The 17,760-nt window shown below is 73.2% G+C and carries 16 protein-coding genes; 7 read left to right on the forward strand and 9 right to left on the reverse strand.

All coding sequences use genetic code 11. From position 1 onward, the window contains the following. Positions 1–5 precede the first annotated feature (5 nt). The 5 genes from ACFY6U_RS17305 (at position 6) to ACFY6U_RS17325 (ending at position 6,461) form a co-directional block, all read left to right on the forward strand. Positions 6–1,397 carry an ABC transporter substrate-binding protein gene (locus ACFY6U_RS17305; protein WP_390038977.1) on the forward strand — a complete coding sequence of 464 codons (1,392 nt, stop codon included), beginning with the start codon at positions 6–8 and terminating at the stop codon, positions 1,395–1,397. A 1-nt stretch (position 1,398) separates the two neighbouring features. After that, entirely contained in the window at positions 1,399–2,313 is a 915-nt protein-coding gene (locus tag ACFY6U_RS17310) for a carbohydrate ABC transporter permease (RefSeq protein ID WP_390038979.1), read from the forward strand. Then, positions 2,310–3,164: a carbohydrate ABC transporter permease gene (locus tag ACFY6U_RS17315; protein WP_390038981.1), complete on the forward strand. Its 855-nt coding sequence runs from the start codon at positions 2,310–2,312 to the stop codon at positions 3,162–3,164. The genes ACFY6U_RS17310 and ACFY6U_RS17315 overlap by 4 nt, the downstream gene beginning before the upstream one ends. Positions 3,165–3,210: 46 nt before the next feature. Beyond that, positions 3,211–5,331, forward strand: coding sequence for a beta-galactosidase (locus tag ACFY6U_RS17320; RefSeq protein WP_390038983.1), 2,121 nt, complete (start codon positions 3,211–3,213; stop codon positions 5,329–5,331). Between the two features lie 326 nt (positions 5,332–5,657). Continuing rightward, a complete protein-coding gene (locus ACFY6U_RS17325; protein WP_390038985.1) occupies positions 5,658–6,461 on the forward strand; it encodes a hypothetical protein in 804 nt (267 codons plus the stop codon). A gap of 35 nt (positions 6,462–6,496) precedes the next feature. Here the strand turns inward: ACFY6U_RS17325 and ACFY6U_RS17330 are convergent, their stop codons facing one another. Beyond that, positions 6,497–7,582: an enoyl-CoA hydratase/isomerase family protein gene (locus ACFY6U_RS17330; RefSeq protein ID WP_390038987.1), complete on the reverse strand. Its 1,086-nt coding sequence runs from the start codon at positions 7,580–7,582 to the stop codon at positions 6,497–6,499. Positions 7,583–7,604: 22 nt separating this feature from the next. Here ACFY6U_RS17330 and ACFY6U_RS17335 point away from each other — a divergent pair, with 22 nt between their 5' ends. Together ACFY6U_RS17335 and ACFY6U_RS17340 are read left to right on the forward strand one after the other, a co-directional pair. Continuing rightward, positions 7,605–8,948, forward strand: coding sequence for a CoA transferase (locus ACFY6U_RS17335; protein WP_390038989.1), 1,344 nt, complete (start codon positions 7,605–7,607; stop codon positions 8,946–8,948). Next, positions 8,945–10,345 (forward strand): amidohydrolase family protein, encoded by a 1,401-nt coding sequence (locus ACFY6U_RS17340; protein WP_390038991.1) that lies wholly within the window; start codon positions 8,945–8,947, stop codon positions 10,343–10,345. The genes ACFY6U_RS17335 and ACFY6U_RS17340 overlap by 4 nt, the downstream gene beginning before the upstream one ends. On the opposite strand, the gene ACFY6U_RS17345 is transcribed toward ACFY6U_RS17340, so the two are convergent. The 8 genes from ACFY6U_RS17345 to ACFY6U_RS17380 form a co-directional block, all read right to left on the reverse strand. Next, entirely contained in the window at positions 10,330–11,187 is an 858-nt protein-coding gene (locus tag ACFY6U_RS17345; protein ID WP_390038993.1) for an NAD(P)-dependent oxidoreductase, read from the reverse strand. The genes ACFY6U_RS17340 and ACFY6U_RS17345 overlap by 16 nt on opposite strands. Continuing rightward, entirely contained in the window at positions 11,187–11,726 is a 540-nt protein-coding gene (locus ACFY6U_RS17350; protein WP_390038995.1) for a DoxX family protein, read from the reverse strand. Before ACFY6U_RS17350 ends, ACFY6U_RS17345 begins: the two co-directional genes overlap by 1 nt. After that, a complete protein-coding gene (locus ACFY6U_RS17355; RefSeq protein WP_390038997.1) occupies positions 11,723–12,640 on the reverse strand; it encodes an alpha/beta fold hydrolase in 918 nt (305 codons plus the stop codon). The genes ACFY6U_RS17350 and ACFY6U_RS17355 overlap by 4 nt, the downstream gene beginning before the upstream one ends. Continuing rightward, the gene (locus ACFY6U_RS17360; RefSeq protein ID WP_390038999.1) at positions 12,637–14,298 is read right to left on the reverse strand and encodes an OB-fold domain-containing protein; all 1,662 of its coding nucleotides are present in this window, start codon (positions 14,296–14,298) and stop codon (positions 12,637–12,639) included. Before ACFY6U_RS17360 ends, ACFY6U_RS17355 begins: the two co-directional genes overlap by 4 nt. A gap of 14 nt (positions 14,299–14,312) precedes the next feature. Next, positions 14,313–15,677 (reverse strand): cytochrome P450, encoded by a 1,365-nt coding sequence (locus ACFY6U_RS17365; RefSeq protein WP_390039001.1) that lies wholly within the window; start codon positions 15,675–15,677, stop codon positions 14,313–14,315. Between the two features lie 34 nt (positions 15,678–15,711). After that, on the reverse strand, positions 15,712–15,903 hold the full coding sequence (locus tag ACFY6U_RS17370) for a ferredoxin (RefSeq protein WP_390039003.1): 192 nt from the start codon (positions 15,901–15,903) through the stop codon (positions 15,712–15,714). Between the two features lie 36 nt (positions 15,904–15,939). Next, complete coding sequence (locus ACFY6U_RS17375; protein ID WP_390039005.1) at positions 15,940–16,800, reverse strand: mycofactocin-coupled SDR family oxidoreductase; 861 nt, start codon at positions 16,798–16,800, stop codon at positions 15,940–15,942. Between the two features lie 104 nt (positions 16,801–16,904). Continuing rightward, positions 16,905–17,720: an NAD(P)-dependent oxidoreductase gene (locus ACFY6U_RS17380; RefSeq protein WP_390039007.1), complete on the reverse strand. Its 816-nt coding sequence runs from the start codon at positions 17,718–17,720 to the stop codon at positions 16,905–16,907. Positions 17,721–17,760: the final 40 nt, after the last annotated feature.

The raw sequence follows: 17,760 nt of genomic DNA on the forward strand, positions 1-17,760 counted from the left end.
TCACCATGCCCAGATCCACCTCCACGTCCAGCACCGTCCCCGTGAGCCGCCGGCTCTTCCTCGCCACCACGGGCGCCCTGTCGCTCGGCGCCGCCCTCACCGCCTGCGGCGGCGGTGACTCCGGCGGCTCCTCCGCCTCGGCCAAGCCCGTGAGCCAGGCCGACATCGACAAGGCCATGAAGACCCCGACCGAGCTGACGTTCTGGACCTGGGTCCCGAACATCGCCAAGGAGGTCGCGCTCTTCGAGAAGAAGTACCCGGCCGTCAAGATCAAGATCGTCAACGCCGGTCAGGGCACGCCCCAGTACACCAAGCTGCGTACGGCGCTGAAGGCCGGCAGCGGCGCTCCGGACATGGTCCAGATCGAGTACCAGGCCATCCCGACCTTCACCATCACCAACAGCCTGCTCGATCTGCGGCCGTACGGCGCCTCGGCGCTCAAGTCCGCCTTCGTGGACTGGACCTGGGGCCAGGTCAGCGGCAGCAACGGCGAGATCTGGGCGATACCGCAGGACACCGGCCCGATGGGCATGCTGTACCGGCACGACATCTTCGACAAGCACGGCATCGAAGTCCCGGGCACCTGGGACGAGTTCGCCGCGGCCGCGCGCAAGCTGCACAAGGCGGACCCGGACGTCTACCTGACCAACCTCGCCGCCAACCAGGTCGCCGCCTGGCACGGGCTGCTGTGGCAGGCGGGCGCCAAGCCCTATGTCACCTCCGGCAAGAGCGACATCACCATCAGCGTGGACGACACCGTCTCGCAGAAGCTCGGCGCCTACTGGGGCGGGCTCGCGAAGGAAGGGGTCATCGGCGTCGAGCCGGACTTCACCGACTCCTGGTACGCCGCCCTCAACAAGGGCAGGTACGCCACCTGGATCACCGCCGCGTGGGGGCCGGTGTTCCTGTCCGGCTCCGCCAAGGCCACGGCCGGCAAGTGGCGGGCGGCCCCGCTGCCGCAGTGGGACGCGGCCAAGCCCAGCTCCGGCAACTGGGGCGGCTCCACCACCGCGGTGGTCCGCTCCACCAAGAACCCCGTCGCCGCCGCCGTGTTCGCGCAGTTCCTGAACAGCGACCCGGCCAGCGCGAGGATGTTCGCCACCGAGCAGTTCTTCTTCCCCGCCACCAAGGCCCTGCTCACGGACGCGTCGTTCACCGGCGACGCCCCCTCCTTCTACGGCGGGCAGAAGGTCAACCAGGTCTTCGCCGACATCAGCTCCACGGTCAACTCCTCTTTCCAGTGGCCCCCGTTCCTGGACCAGGCGGCCACCGACTGGACCGAGACCGTCGGCAAGTCCCTGGCGGACCACACCGACACGGTCCGCGCGCTCGGCAGCTGGCAGTCACGGCTGACGACGTACGCGAAGAGCCAGGGCTTCACGGTCAAGGGGAGCTGAGATGACCGGCACCCGCCGCCACCGGGCCGCCGGACCGCTCTTCGTCGCCCCGTTCCTGACGCTGTTCCTCCTGCTCTTCCTCGCCCCGCTCGGCTACGCCGCCTATCTCAGCCTGTTCCAGAACCGCCTGATCGGCGGGACGGTGTTCGTCGGCCTCGACAACTACACCCAGGCACTGGGCGACCCCCAACTCCTGCACGGTGTGGGCCGGGTGGCGCTGTTCTTCGTGATCCAGGTGCCGGTGATGCTGTTGCTGGCGCTGCTGTTCGCCCTCGCGCTCGACAGCGGGCTGCTGCGGCTGGCGCGGGTGATCCGGCTGGGCATCTTCGTGCCGTACGCCGTGCCGAGCGTGGTCGCCGCGCTCATGTGGGGCTATCTGTACGGGCCGGACTTCGGCCCGTTCGCCCAGCTGAGCCGGAAACTGGACCTTCCGGCCCCGCACTTCCTCAGCGACGGCTGGATGCTGGGCAGCCTGGCGAACATCGTGACCTGGGAGTTCGTCGGCTACAACATGATCATCCTGTACGCGGCCCTGCGCACGATCCCGCAGGAGCTGTACGAGGCGGCTGCGGTGGACGGCGCCGGGGCCTGGCGCATCGCCTGGTCGGTGAAACTGCCCGCGCTGCGGCCGGCGCTCCTGCTCACCCTGCTCTTCTCGGTGATCGGCAGCTTCCAGCTCTTCAACGAACCCAACCTGCTGATGAAGATCGCCCCGGACGTCATCACCAGCTCCTACACCGCCAACCTGTACGCCTACTCCCTCGCGTTCACCGGCCAGCAGGTCAACTACGCGGCCACGGTGTCCTTCCTCCTCGGCCTCGTCATCGTGATCGCCTCCTACGGCGTGCTGCTCACCGCGAACCGCGGCAGCCGCGACAGCCGCAGCAGCCGCGACAGCCGCAGGAGGACCGCATGACGACCCGCCGCAGCACCCCGCTGACCATCGCCATGCTGGCGGCGCTCGCCTACTTCCTGCTCCCCCTGTGCTGGCTGCTGATCGCCTCGACCAAGAGCACCCAGGACCTCTTCAACAGCTTCGGCCTGTGGTTCTCGCACACCCCTCAGCTCCTTGCCAACATCAGGGCGACCTTCACCCAGGACGACGGCGTCTTCGTGCACTGGCTGCTCAACACGGTCCTGTACGCCGCCGTCAGCGCGGTCGGCGCCGCGCTGCTCGCGGCGGCCGGCGGCTACGGATTCGCGAAGTTCCGTTTCCGCGGCGACCGGTTCACCTTCAACCTGGTCCTCGGTGCCGTCATGGTCCCGACCACCGCGCTGGCCATCCCGACCTATCTGCTGTTCGCCAAGGCGGGCCTGGTCAACACCCCCTGGGCCGTCATCCTGCCGTCCCTCGTCAACCCGTTCGGCCTCTACCTGATGCGCATCTACGCGGCCGACGCCGTCCCGGACAGCATCCTGGAGGCCGCACGCATCGACGGTGCCGGCGAGGCCCGCATCTTCTTCCGGATCGCCCTGCGGCTGCTGGGCCCCGGCCTGGTGACGGTCCTGCTGTTCACGCTCGTGGCGACCTGGAACAACTACTTCCTGCCGCTGATCATGCTCAACGACCCGAACCTGTACCCGGTGACGGTGGGCCTGGCCTCCTGGGCCGCGCAGGCCCAGAACGGCGGGGCCGGTGCCAGCAGCGACATGCTCGCGCTGGTCGTGACCGGTTCCCTGCTCTCGATCGTGCCGCTCGTCGCCGCTTTCCTGCTGCTCCAGCGGTACTGGCAGAGCGGCCTGGCGGCCGGCGGCGTCAAGCAGTGACCCCCTTCCGGCAACTTCCCCTCACTCTCCTTCGGAGGTCTCCTTCATGGCGGCTCTGCCTGCCCGTGTCCTGTTCGGTGCCGCGTACTACCACGAGTACCAGCCGTACGAGCGTCCCGCCGAACGCCTCAAGACCGACCTCGACCTGATGGCCGACGCCCATGTCACCGTCATCCGGATCGGCGAGTCGGTCTGGTCGACCTGGGAGCCGGAGAACGGCCGCTTCGACCTGGACTGGCTGCAACCGGTGCTCGACGGCGCCCACGAGCGCGGGATCTCGGTCGTGCTGGGCACCCCGACGTACGCCGTCCCGCCGTGGCTGGCCCGCCAGTACCCGGAGATCACCGGCGAGCGCCGCACCGGTGAGCGGATCGGCTGGGGCGCCCGGCAGGAGGTGGACTTCACGCACCCCGCCTTCCGGTTCCACGCCGAGCGGGTCGTCCGCCGGATCGTCGCCCGGTACGCGGACCACCCGTCGGTCATCGGCTTCCAGGTCGACAACGAGCCCGGCAACGAACTCCTGTACAACCGGGGCGTGTTCGAGCGGTTCGTCGACCATCTCCGCGAGAAGTACGGAGACGTCGAGACCCTCAACCGCGAGTGGGGCCTGGTGTACTGGTCCCACCGGCTCTCCACCTGGGCCGACCTGTGGACCCCGGACGGCAACGCGCAGCCCCAGTACGACATCGCCTGGCGGGAGTTCCAGGCCCGCCAGGTCACCGAGTTCATCGGCTGGCAGGCGGACATCGTCCGCGAGTACGCCCGCCCGGAGCAGTTCGTCACCACCTGCATCTCCTACACCCGCCCCGCGGTCGAGGACGACGAGCTGACCGACCGCCTCGACATCGCCGCCGGCAACCCGTACTACGACATGCAGGACGGTCTGCTGCTGCCCGACGCCACACCCGAGACCCACGAACAGCAGTGGAAGACCACCGGGGTGTGGGCGCTGTACCGCACCGCCGACTGGATGTTCTCCTCGCGGCAGGCGCCGTTCCTGGTCACCGAGACCAACGCCGGCTCGATCGGCTTCCCCTGGGACAACCGGCCCGCCTACGACGGCCAGTGGCGCCAGGCGGCCTGGGCACTGGTCGGGCGCGGGGCCAGGATGATCGAGTACTGGCACTGGCACACGCTGCACTTCGGCGCCGAGACCTACTGGGGCGGCATCCTCCCCCACACCGGCCGCCCCGGCCGGGTCTACGCCGAACTCGCCCGGCTGGGCGCCGAGTTCGACACCGCGGGCGGGCTCGTCGCCGGTCTGGAGCCGGACGCCGACCTCACGATGGTGTACTCGACGCCGAGCAAGTGGCTGATGCAGAAGTACCCGCCGCTGGCCACACCCGACGGCGGCCCCGACCCGGCCGCCTACCACCGGATCTTCGACGCCTTCCACCGGGGCGCCTTCGACGCCGGCCGCCAGGTGCGGATCGTCCACGCCCGCCGACTGCGCGACGGCGAGACTCCCGAGGAGACGGTGCGCCGGCACCCGGTGCTGGTCGTGCCCGCGCTGTACCTCGCCGACGACGCGACCCTCGACCGGCTCGCGGCCTACGCCCACGCGGGCGGCCATCTGGTCCTCGGCCCGCGCACCGGCTACGCCGACCAGGAGGGCCGGGCCCGCACCGAACCGGCGCCCGGCCGGCTCACGGACGCGGCGGGCGTGTCGTACGACGAGTTCAGCAACCTGCTTCGGGAGCTGCCGGTCCGGTCCGTGCCCGGCGGCCCGCTCCGCCTGCCGGAGGGCGCCACGGCCACCCGCTGGGCGGACGGCCTGACCGTCGCGGACGCCGAGGTGCTCGTCGAGTACGACCACCCGCACTTCGGGCGCTGGCCCGCGGTCACCACCCGCCGGCACGGCGCGGGCCGGGTGACGTACGTCGGCACGGTGCCGGGCCGCGACCTCGCCCGGACGCTGGCCGAGTGGCTTTCGCCGGCGGCCCGGCACGGCTGGCGGGACCTCCCCGCGACGGTCACCGCGACGACCGGCACCGCACCCGACGGGCGCCGCGTGCACATCGTCCACAACTGGAGCTGGGAGCCCGCGCACGTCTCCGCCCCGGTCCACCTCACCGACGTCCTCGACGGCACGTCACTCGCCGCGGGCACGGCGGTGGACCTCGGCCCGTGGGACGTGCGCGTCCTCGTCTCCGCCGGCATCGACTGATCGACTGATCGACTGATCGACTCTTCGACTGATCGACTTGGAGTGACAACGCGAGGAAGAAGAGCGGTACGGGCCCTGGGGACGTCCGCCGCGGCGACCGCGCTGCTGATGATCCCCTGGCGGCCGCCCGGGCGTGTACTGGGGCGGCGGGGCCGCCACCCGGTACCGGATCGCCGACAACCCCTGATCTGCGCAGAAGCGACACACAGGCTGCACACTGCCTGGCCAAAGGCTCGCTACCGTTCTGGCCGTTCGATACCACGTACGAACGAGATCAGGCCACGGCTCATGGGGCCGCTGGCGCAGTCGAGTCAGGAAGACCGCGGATGGACTACTGCGCATCGTGCCGTCGGCACCTCAACGGCGCCCTGGCGTGCCCCGGATGCGGCGCCTACGCCCCGGAAGTCGCCGCGCGCGCCACCGTCGCTCCGGCGTCGACCGGCGTGGCATCCTGGCAGGATCCGGCCAACAAAGCGTGGTTCGACACGGACGCCCGCGCCACCGAAGAGACGGCCGAGGGTCCGGACGACGGTCCGGACGCCGCCCCTGCCGCACCGGTGGGCCGGGCGGCCCGGCGCCGCCAGCGGGCCCGCTGGAAGAAGAACCAGCGGCGGGCCGTGGTGGCCACCGCGGTCGCCCTGGTCGGCGGCGGGCTGACCGTCGCCTCCCTGGACCGGCAGGGCACCGATCGGGCGCAGGCGGCCACGGCCCCCGACAACAGGCCCATGGGCCTCGCCGACGAGCAGGCCACGGTCGCCGACCCGGCGGCGTCGGCACCCACCGGCAGGCACCGCGCCCCGGACCGGACGGCCTCCGCCGGCGCGGCCACGGCGAACGCCCCGCACGAGCAGACCGCCGGCGTGCCGCACGCCACGGCGACTCCCGGTCAGGACACCGCCACCTCGCCGACCCGCACGACGGTCTCCGCCGCCCGGTCACGGTCCGCCGCCACGGTGTCCGGCACCGCCACCGGCGCGGCGACGGTGGCGACTGCCACGCCCACCCCCACCGCCACCACCACCACGGCGACCACCGGCGCGGACACGTCGGCATCGTCGGCGAGCCCCACACCGGCCGCGTCCGCGACCTCGCCCTCGCAGCTCTGCCTGCTGGTCATCTGCATCGGCTGACTCCGGTCCGCGGTGCCGCTGCGCCCGGCCCCGTCTCACTCCTCCATCCGGTCCACCAGCCCCCAGGCCAGGGCGCGTTCGGCGGGGACGGCGCGGCCGTCGAGGGCCAGGTACAGGGTGCGCCAGCGGCCGATCCGGCGCGGGATGCCGACCGTGCCGCCGGCGCCCGGGATCAGGCCCATGGCCAGTTCGGGCAGCCGGACGGTGGTGCCGGGGGCTGCGACGACCCGGGCGGCGAAGGACGGGAGTTCGATGCCCGCGCCGACGCAGGCCCCGTGGATGCGTGCGGTGAGCCGGTCGCCGAGGGCGTGCAGGCGGGCCGCCGCGCCGGCCCGGGTGCGGATCAGGTGCGCGGCCGCCAGGTCCGCGGCGGTGCCGAACTCGTCCAGGTCGCCGCCCGAGCTGAAACAGGGGCCGTTGCCGTCCAGGACCACCCGGCGCACGGTGTCGTCCCAGACGGCGATGTCGAGGGCCGCGACCAGGGCGTCCCGCAGTTCCGCACCGTGCGCGTTGCGCCGCTCGGGCCGGTCGAGTGTGATCCGCAGGAGATCGCCCTCGCGGCGTGCCGTCACGGGGTCGTGCGTCGCGGGCGGCGGCGCGGACCGTGGCCCACGTGCCGCGAGCCATCCGACGAACCCGGCACCGCCGAGCAACGTGGAGTAGGCCAGCGACTCCAGGTCGAGGGCCTGCCGGGTCGGCAACTGCCCGGTCATGCCCAGGACTTGGCGCAGCACCAGGGCCGCCTGGGGTTGTTCCGCCGCCCGCGCGCGCAGGAACTCCGCCTCGGCGGCCGGGTCCGTGACCGCGACCGTGGCCGGGTGACCGGCGGTGTCCGTCGCGTCGAGGCGGTCGCGGGGAGCGCGTACCAGGGTCAGGTCCAGGGCGTTCAACAGGGCGTCGGGACAGGTGGGTTCCGGTCGGCGGGTGCGTCCGACGAGCAGCCGGTCGCCGTCCCGGGCCCGGCGGACGGCCCGCTCCAGGTCGGCGGCGCTGGGCGTGGTCGCCGGGTCCAGGTCGACGACCGTCAGCGGCCGGGACGGCTCGGCGTGCGCGTCCAGGAGGTCGGCGTCCGCCGCCCCGGCCGCGAGTTCGGTGAGGGAGATCGCTGTGGTCGCAGGCACCTCTCTGATCTACCATCCCCGCATGGCCGACCGGGCATCCGGCAGTACGACAGGGTCCTCGGCGGCGAACCGCCGGGCACCCGGCGGTTCGCCGCCGCCGTCCCCGGCACGGCCGGCGCGTCCCTGGCCCGACACCGGCCCCGACACCAGCCCTGCCCGCATCGCGGAGGACTGGGCCCGCAGCGGTGTCCCCCTGCTGACCGGTCACGCCGACGGGCCTCCGCTACTGCCTCCCGGTGCGGCCGCCACCTTCGCCTCCTGGCTGGCCGACCACGTCGCCGCCGCCGGTGGGGCGCGGCTCGACGGGGCCCGGCTGCCGGCCGAACGGGCCGCGCTCAACGGGCGTGGGCGGCGGGGCCGGCTGTCGGTGGGCGGCAGCTGCCGGCTCCTGCCCACCGGGGACGGCTGGGCGGCCGTGTCCGACGCGCGTCCGGACGACCCCCTGCTGTGGAGCGCGCTGATCGGCCGGGAGCTGGACGCCGGGGCGCTGCCGGGGCGCTTGACCGACTGGCTCGCCGCGCACGACGGCGCCGATCTGGACGAGCGGGTGGAACTCCTCGGTCTGGCGGGCGGTGCGGTCCGCCCCCGTCCGGACCGCACCTGCCCGGTGCCCGGCACACCGCGCGCCGGGGCGGGGCTGCTGGTGGTCGACTTCAGCGCGCTGTGGGCGGGCCCGCTGTGCGCGCATCTGCTGGGTACGGCGGGAGCCAGGGTGGTCAAGGTGGAGACCCCGACCCGCCCGGACGGCGCCCGCTTCGGCGACCGCGCCTTCTACGACCTGCTCCACGCGGGCCATGCCTCGGTCGTCCTCGACCCGGCGAACCCGCACGGCCGTGCCGCTCTCCACGAGTTGGTCGGCCGGGCGGACGTGGTGATCGAGGCCTCCCGGCCCCGCGCTCTGGCGGGGTTCGGGCTCGACGCCGAGGCCGAGGCGGCCCGTGGCTGCACCTGGATCTCGATCACGGCGTACGGGCGTGCCTCGGGCCGCGTCGGCTTCGGCGACGACGTGGCCGCCGCCCGCGGACTCCTCGGCGCGGACGCGGACGGGCTGCCCGTGTTCGCCGGTGACGCCGTGGCCGACCCGCTCACCGGTCTGCTCGCCGCGGCGCTCGCCCTGTCCGAACGACCGGGGGGCGGCGGCGCGGTGCTGGACGTGTCGATGGCGGACGTGGTGACGGCCTGCCTGTCCGTGCCGACCGCCCGCGAAGCCCGAGTGGTCGGGCACGGGGACGGCTGGCTGGTGGACACCGGGGGCACGGCGTATCCGCTGTCCGCGCCGCGTCCGCGCCGTCCGGCCGCCACCGCCCCGGCGAGCGGCGCCGACACCGCCGCGGTACTGCGCGAGCTGGGGATCCGGGTGCCGTGAGCGGGCTGCTGATCCGGGACGCGGAGGTCGAGGGCCGACGGTGCTCCGTGCGCGTCCGGGGCGGTGTGGTCGCGGAACTCGGCACGGGGCTGGTGCGGGCGCCCCGTGAGGAGGAGATCGACGCGGCGGGCGGTGCCCTGCTGCCCGGCCTGACCGACCATCACCTGCACCTGTTCGCACTGGCGGCCGCGGTCGCCTCCGTACGGTGCGGCCCGCCGGACGTCGGCGACCGCCCGGCGCTGCGGGCGGCACTGCACCAGGCGGTTCCGGACCGGCACGGCTGGGTCAGGGGCGTCGGCTACGACGAACGGGTCGCCGGCCCACTGGACGCCGCCGGCCTCGACGCACTGCGGGCGGACGTCCCGGTACGGGTGCAGCACCGAAGCGGCGCCCTGTGGATGCTCAACTCCCTTGCCGCCGAACGGACCGGCCTGGCACCCGGACGCCATCCCGGCATCGAACGCGACGACGCCGGACGGCCCACGGGGCGGTTGTGGCGGGCCGACGACTGGCTGCGCGAACGGCTGCCCGAGGCCCCCGCCCCGTCCCTGGCGGCGGTGGGCCGCCGACTCGCCGGTTACGGCATCACGGCCGTCACCGACGCCACCCCGCGCCTGACCCCCGAGTCCGTCGAGAGGCTCACCGACGAGGCGCGCAGCGGTCGCCTGCCCCAACGGCTGCTGCTGCTCGGGGCGCCACTCGGAACACCGTCGTCGGCCCGCCCGGCGCCCGGCCCCTGGAAGATCGTCCTCGCCGACTCAAAGCTGCCGGACTTCACCGGGCTGACCGAGGAGATAGGGGCCGCACACCGGCGGAACCGTCCCGTCGCCGTGCACACGGTCACGGCCGTCTCCCTCGCCCTGCTGCTCGCGGCGCTGGAACGGACCGGGGTGCTGCGGGGTGACCGGATCGAGCACGCGGCCGTGGTTCCGGCGGAGGCCGTGCCCGTCGTGCGCCGCCTCGGACTGAGCGTGGTCACCCAGCCCGGCTTCCTCGCCGACCGCGGCGACGACTTCCTCGACGCCACCCCGCCCCACGAGCACACCGACCTGTACCGCTGTGCCTCGTTCCTGCGCGCCGGCGTCCCGCTGGCGCTGTCGAGCGACGCCCCGTACGGGCCGCTCGACCCCTGGTCCGTGATCCGCGCGGCCACCACCCGCGAGGTCCCCGGCGGGCGGACCGCGAACTCCGCCGAACGCGTCACCGCGGCCCAGGCGTTGGCGGCGTATCTCTCGCCGCCCCACTCCCCCGGCTCGGGGCCCCCGCGGCCGGGGCCGGGCGTGCCCGCCGACCTCGTCCTGCTCACCGTGCCGCCGGCCGAGGCCCTGTCGGATCCGTCGGCAGACCTCGTGCGACTGACTCTCGTCGGGGGGCGGATCCGCTACCTCCGGTCCTGAACCGGCCGTCGGCCGTTGTCCGTTGTCCCTTGTCCGGCCATCCGGGCGAGGGCGGCTCCGGCGGCCGTCAGGACGATGTCCGGTTCGGCACCGGCGGCCTCGGAGACGTCGGTGAGCAGGCGGACGTCCTTGCGGAGCAGCGGCCCGGCGTGACCGGCGAACCGGTCCAGCGTGCCCCCGGCGGCCGCGACCCGCTCGAGCGCGAACCCGGCCGCGCTGCCATGGGCGAGGACCCGGGCGAGGGCGACCGGGTCGATCGCCAGGTCCCGGCCGAGGGCGAGGGTGTCGGCGGCGGTGCCCAGGTTGGCTGTGAACAGCACGTTGTTCAGGAGTTTCGCCAGCTGGCCGGTGCCCAGCGGACCCATGTGGACCACCGGGTCCGCGTAGGTCGCGAACACCGGACGGCAGTAGGCCACCGTGCCGGGCTCACCGCCCGCCATCACCACCAGTCGTCCCTCGGCCGCCGCCGGGCCCCCGCCGCTCACCGGGGCGTCGATCAGCGTGACGCCGTGGGTGCGGGCGCGGTCGGCGAGGCGACGGCAGGTGTCGGGGTGGACGGTGCTGTGCACGGCGACCACCCCGCCCCTGCGCAGTCCGGCGAGGACACCGTGCTCGCCGGTGAGGACCTCCTCGACGTCCGCGTCGTCGACGACGCAGACGCACACCAGGTCGCTGGCCGCGGCCAGGTCCGCAGGCGAGGCGGCGCGCCCGGCCGGGGTGTCCGCGAAGGGGACGAGGGTCGCGGGGCGGCGGGCCCAGAGGGTCGTCTCGTGTCCCGCTTCGACGATCCGACGGGCCATCGGGGCGCCCTGACTGCCCAGTCCGATGAATCCGACACGCATCAGCCGGCCTCCTGCTCAAGGGGTTCGGGGGCGGGCGCCGGTTCCGGCGCGGGCCGGGGACGCCAGAAGGCGGCGAGCAGACCGGCGGTGGCGAGCACGGCAGCCCCGAGGGCGATGCCGGCGCCCGTCCAGCCGGCCCGGTCGAGGCCGGCCGCGTCGTCCACGGAGGCGCTGCCCGGTCCCAGCGCGGCCAGCGCCAGGGCGACGACGGCGAGCGTGAGGACGTACTCGTAGCCCTCTTTGAAGACGAAGAAGCCGTTGGGCCGGTGCGCGAGCAGGCCCGCCACCAGCATCACCGAGATGACGGCCGCGCAGGCCAGCGGGGTGAGCAGGCCGGCCAGCAAAAGCAGCCCGGCGCCCGTCTCGGTGGCCACGCTCAGCCAGGCCTGGAGCGTGCCATGGGTGAGGCCCAGGCCGGTGAACCAGCGGGCGGTGCCCGCGATACGGCCGCCGCCGCGCCAGTGGTTGAGCCCGTGCGCGATCATGACGACGCCCAGGACCAGGCGCAGCAGCAGTGCGACGGCATCGGTGTGGTTCATCCCGCTCTCCCTTGTCGTGGGGGTGCGGCGACACTCGCCTCCCGGGTCACCGCGCACTCCTCCGCGAACGACAGCACCCTCAGGTGGTAGGCCCGGGCCGAGTACCCGAGGCTGAGATTGTGTCCGGTGTCGGGCTGTTCGTGGACCCGGACGCGAGGCGACGCCGTGAAGAGGGAGGCGATGTCAGCGAGGGCGGCGGGGCCGGAGCTCCACACCTCCTCGTGGTCGCCCAGGGTGAAGTGCACGGGTACGCGTACGCGGGCCGCCAGCTCCGGGAACTCGTGCCGCCAGCCGCGGGCGGCGGACTCGTACGCGGGCGAGGCGGCGGCGATGCTCGCGCCGCCGTGGACCTCCGGCGGGTAGAGGTGGCCCGCGCCCCAGAGGGCTTCGCGGAGCCGGTCGCGGGCCCGGCCGGGGCGGCGCAGCTCCTCGTCGCCGTTCTCCAGGAAGCTCACCGAGCGCGGGTGGTGATGCCGTCCGGTGCCGGCGATCTCCAGGCCGAGCAGGGTGTGTCCGCGCTCGTCGGCGGCCATCCGCACGGCGAGTTCACCGCCGGCGGAGTGGGCCGCCAGGAACACACCGCCGCCCGCCGGGCGGGAGGCGAGCAGCCGGTCCAGGGCCGCGTAGGCGAGGTCGACCCGCCGTGCCGGGTCGGTGAGCCGGGGCGCGTGGGGCAGGGAGGCGCCGTAGCCGGGCCGGTCGAGCGCGATGACCGTGAAGCCGAGGGCGGCTCCGGTGCGCAGCAGCGAGAGCCGTGGCCGGCCCGGGCAGTCGAAGTAGGCCGAGTCGGTTCCGCCGCCGTGCAGGGCGAGGACGACGGCGCGTGGCTGTCGTACCCAGCTCGCCCGGTACGAGAGGGAGATACCGTCGACGCTCACCGCGCCGGGCACCACGTCCGGATGACTGTCTGTCACGTGTCCGTCCTGAGGAGAATGGCCCCGCCGGGCGCCAGCCCGCCGGTACTGACCACCGCGACCCGGGCCCCGGGCACCTGGCGGGCGCCGCCGTCGCCGCGCAGCTGGACGACCGCCTCGTGCACGAGGCCCATGCCGTGGGTACGGCCGTGGGAGAGCTGGCCGCCGTGGGTGTTCAGGGGCAGTACGCCGTCGCGGGCGATGTTCTTCCCGCCGTCCAGGAAGTCCTTGGCCTCGCCGATGCCGCAGAAGCCCAGCGCCTCGATCCAGGACAGGCAGTTGAAGGTGAAGCCGTCGTAGAGCTCGGCCACGTCGACGTCGGCTGGGCGCAAGGAGGTGCGGGTCCACAGGTGGGCGGACGGGCCGAGGGTCTGGGGTTCGTGGGCGAGCGTGCTCTGGTCCCACTCGATGCGTTCGGTGATCTGGGTGCCTACGGCCTCGACGAGGACCGGTGGCCGCGCGAGGTCGCGCGCGGTGTCGAGGGCCGAGACGACGACGGCGACGGATCCGTCGCAGGGGACGTCGCAGTCGTAGAGGCCGAAGGGGGTGGTGATGGGGCGGGCCTGGAGGTAGTCGTCCATCGTCATCGGGGCGCGGTAGATCGCGGTGGGGTTCAGGGCCGCGTTGGCGCGCTGGTTGAGGGCGATCCAGCCCAGGGTCTCGCGGGTGGTGCCGTAACGGTGCATGTGCCGCTGGGCGTTCTGGGCGAGGGTGTGGGCGGCGGAGGTGGCGCCGAAGGGCTTGAGCCAGCCGGCGTCCGCCCCGCCGGCCACGGGGATCCTGCCCTCCTTCACGAGCTCGGCGAAGCTGGACTCCCACACGGTGCGGAAGCAGAGCACGTGCCGGGCGAGGCCGCCGGCCACCGCGAGCATCGCCGCGATGAGGGAGCCGCCGGGGCCGAAGGTCTCGCTGCCGCCGTTGTACCAGGTGGGGCGGATGCCGAGCGCCGACTCCAGGGCGGTGACGCCGCCCTCGGCGAAGCCGCCGTAGGCGCCGGCGCCCGGGTAGCTGGCCAGACCGTCGATGTCGTCCAGGGTGAGTCCGGCGTCGGCGACCGCGGCCTCGCAGGCCTGGACGGTGAGGGAGAGCGGGGGGACCCTCAGCCGGCGGCCGAGCGGGGAGGCGCCGATGCCGGTGAGGGCGACCTTGTCCTCGAACTTCTCCGCGGTCCGCATCGGTCGTATGTGACATACCACTGAGCCCGGGTCGGTCTCGTCGGCGGGCAGCGGCGCGGGTTCCGCCTGCTCCGCGGCCGGCCTGAACAGCGGCAGCCACACGTCCTCCCCGGCCTGCTCGAAGACGGCCTCCATGCGCATGCCGAGGGCGAGTTCGCCGGGGTCGCACTCGACGGCGTTGGTGGTGAGCCGGATCCGGGGGTCCTCCTCGAGCGCGACCTGGGCGACGACGTACGGCGCCGGCAGGCCGGGGAGGCTGAAGCGGTGGCTGACGGTGAAGCCGACGAGGGTCGCGTGTCCGGAGACCGCCCGTACACCCATCTCCCGTCCACGGCAGTACCGGCAGACGGGCTGCGGCGGATGGATCAGGGCGGTGCAGGAGGCGCACTCCTGGATGCGCAGCCGGCCGTCCGCCCCCGACATCCAGAAGAACTCGTTCTGGTCGGTGATCAGGGGCAGCGGGCGCCCCGAGGATGCGGCCACTGTGCGACTTCCCTTCAGTCCGCGGTACGGGCCCGGCCCGGGCGTACGGTCACCGGTTCGGCGAGGCGCTGTTCGTCGCAGACCTGCTGGAGCGTCGCCAGCGTCTCGTCGAGGGAGGGGCCGAGGCGCCTGCCCGGGGTGAAGACCGCCGGGAGGTGACGCATGCCCTGGATGACGCCGATGGTCTCGTAGTGGACGGTGCCGCCCGGGTCGCAGCGGTAGTCCGGCATCCGGTCGAGCACGGCCGTCGCCATCCGCTTGAACACCGTACGGGCGACGTTCGAGCCGATGCAGCGGTGGATGCCGAGGCCGAAGCTGCTGTGCCTGTTGCCCTTGCGGTCCAGGTGGACCCGGTCGGGGTCGGCGAAGACGGCGGGGTCGCGATTGGCCATCGCCCAGGACAGCCACAGGCGTTCACCCTCCTCGAACCGCTGGCCGGCGATCTCGCAGTCGGCGGAGATCGTACGGCCGTCACCCGGGGCGGGGGTGAAGAAGCGCAGGAACTCCTCGGTCGCCGAGTCCAGCAGGGTTTCCCGCTCCCGGCTGAGCCGGTCCCGTTCACCGGGATGGTCGGACAGCCACTCCAGCGCGTGCGCGGTGAGCGCCGTGGTGGTGTCGAAGCCGCCGCCGATCAGCAGGGCGAGGACGCCGACCAATTCCTCGTCGGGCGGGGTCCTGCCGTCGATGTCCGCGTGGACCAGGGCGTCGATCAGGCCGGGCCTCGGTTTGTCGCGGATCTCCAGGAGTGCCGTGTACAGGCCGCGGCCCATGGCGCGGCTCAGCTCGGCGACCCGTGGCATGTCGGGTGAGTTCGGCGGGGTGTAGACGGAGGCGTGGGCGGGTTCGTTGTAGACGGTCCAGTCCGCCAGCGGGATGCCCATCATCGCCAGGGTGAGGACGGCCGGGACGATGTTGGCGAGGTCGTCGACGAAGTCGATCCGGCCCTCCTCGATCCGTTCGTCGAGGCAGGCGCGGACCACCTCGTCGACGAAGGGGATCCAGCGGGCGACTGCCGCCGGGGAGAGGTAGGGGTTGAGGGTCTGGCGGTAGTGGCGCTGGTCGGGCGGGTCCATCTCCAGGAACCCGCCCTGTGCTTCGCGGGCGCGCGGGGGCGAGGGGATGGTGATGCCCTTGTAGCCGCGGCGTTCGCCCCTGACGTCGTGGTCGTTGGAGAGGAACTCGGCGGACCGGGCCAGTTCGAAGACCTCGCGGTTGCCGCTGGCGACCCAGTGGCCGCCGTGGGCGTCGGTCCAGGCGATGGGGCACGTGCCGTGCAGTTCGTGGGTGATCTCCTCGAACCGGTGGCGGTACTGCGGGGTGTGCCGGTCGAAGTGCACCCGGTTCTTCTTGCGTTCGTCGTCGGTGCCGGTCTCGCTCATGGCTCTGTCCTTACGTTCGGGGAAGTCGGCCGGCTCAGAAGAGCTGGATGGCCCGTTCCGGGCAGGACTGCGCGGCTTCCCGGACCTGCTCCTCCCGGTCCGCGGGAACGTCTTCGCTCACGGCCGAGGAGTGGCCGTCGATGTCGTCGAGCTGGAATGCCTTCGGAGCGATCATCGCGCAGAGCGTATGGCCCTGGCAGCGCTCCGGATCGACCCGGACCTTCACGTTAGTTCTCCCTGTTGACCTGGGGGTTTCCCGGTTTCAGCGGCGCCAGTCGTACCACTTGATGTAGCCGCCCGCGTCCACGCGCAGCTGGGTTCCCGTGATGTAGCGGGCCTCGTCGGAGGCGAGGAACAGCAGGGCGTTGCTGATGTCGCGCGGCTCCACGAACGGGATCGGCATGGCCTGCTGCACGGCGAAGGACGGCTCGGCGTCCGCGCGGGTGGGATGGTCGAGGTCGGGCCGGAACGACTCGTACATCGACTCGTTCTGCAGCATGCGGGTGTCGACGTTGGTCGGGTGCAGGACGTTGGCGCGCTGCTTCAACGGGGCCAGGTTGCGGGCGAGTTCGTGGACGTACTCCGACAGGGCCCGCTTGGCGAAGGCGTACCCCGCGCCGCCCGGGTTGGAGCCCGGGTTCTGGACGATGCCGTGGTCCATGAGGGCGGCGGTGGAGCCGGTGGCGATGACCGAGGCGCCCTCCCGCAGGTGCGGCAGACAGACCTGGATGGTGTTGATGGTGCCGATCAGGTCGACGTCGACGGCGTCGCACCAGGCCTGCATCTTCGGTTCGCCGCGCAGCGGGGCGATGCCGGCCTGCGCCACCACGATGTCCAGTTGGCCGAACTGTTCGAGGCCCGCGTCCAGGGCGGCGCGCAGCTGGGCGGTGTCGCGTACGTCGGCCTGGCGGGCGACGATGCGCCGGCCCTGTTCCTCGACCAGGCGGACGGTCTCCTTGAGGTCCTCGGGGGTGGCCATCGGGTAGCGGACCGTCTCGTAGTCGCGGCAGATGTCCACCGCGATGATGTCGGCGCCCTCCTCGGCCAGCCGCAGGGCGTGGCTGCGCCCCTGGCCGCGCGCCGCGCCGGTGATGAACGCGACCTTGCCCTCGACTCGTCCCATGGGCGGTGTCCCTTCTTCCGTGGTGGTACTTCGTTCCCGGGTCGCGGGGTGGCCGGTGGTCGCGGTCGCGTCGCCGCCTCGGCTCCGGTGCGCGGGTCGCCTCCTCAGCCGCCGTTCTCCGGTACGGTCGCGTCGGACAGGGCATCGAGGGCGGGGGCGAGGGCGCCGAGGTCGGCGCCGAGCTCGCGGGCGACCGCACGCACGACGTCCATGTCCTTGCCGAGGAACTCCCTCGTGGAGCGGGCGAATCCGGTGACCGAGCCGTGGCGTACGACGCCGGCGAGCGCGCGGCCCGATGCGCTGCCGTGGGTGAGGGCGTCCAGCAGGAGCCGCTCGTCGAGGCCCAGTTGCCGGCCGAGGCGGGCGGCGTGGGTGAGCAGTCCGATCTGGCTCGCGAAGACGGTGTTGTCGACGAGCTTGACCCGTTGGCCGGAGCCCAGCGGGCCGACGTGCAGCACGGGGTCTCCGTAGCTGCGCAGTACGGACCGGACGCGGGCGACGGTGTCGTCGTCGCCTCCGACGTAGAGGGTGATCCGGCCGGCCGCCACATCGGGCGGGCCGCCACTGACCGGTGCGTCGACGACGCCGATCCCGCCCGCCGCGGCCCGGTCCGCCACCGCCTCGACGGTGCGGGGACTTCCGGTGGTGTGGAGCACGAGGGTGCTGCCGCTCGGCATCGTGGTCAGCAGCCCGCTGTCGAGGCAGACTTCGCGCACCTGCCCGTCGGTGTGGACGCACACCAGGACGGCGTCCGCCCCCTCGCCGACCCGGGCGACGTCGGGGACGACCTGGACGGGTTCCCGGGTGAGGGCGCGGCGGGTCTCGGGTGTCCTGCCGGTCACCCGTACCCGGTGGCCCGCCTCGGCGAGCCGCCGCACCATCGGCAGGCCCATCCGACCGGCGCCCACGACTCCGATCACAAGAATCTCCCTTCCGGATGCGAGAACCATACTTTCAGAG

Origin of the sequence: Streptomyces sp. NPDC013157, assembly GCF_042899865.1 — a bacterium.
Taxonomy (GTDB): domain Bacteria; phylum Actinomycetota; class Actinomycetes; order Streptomycetales; family Streptomycetaceae; genus Streptomyces.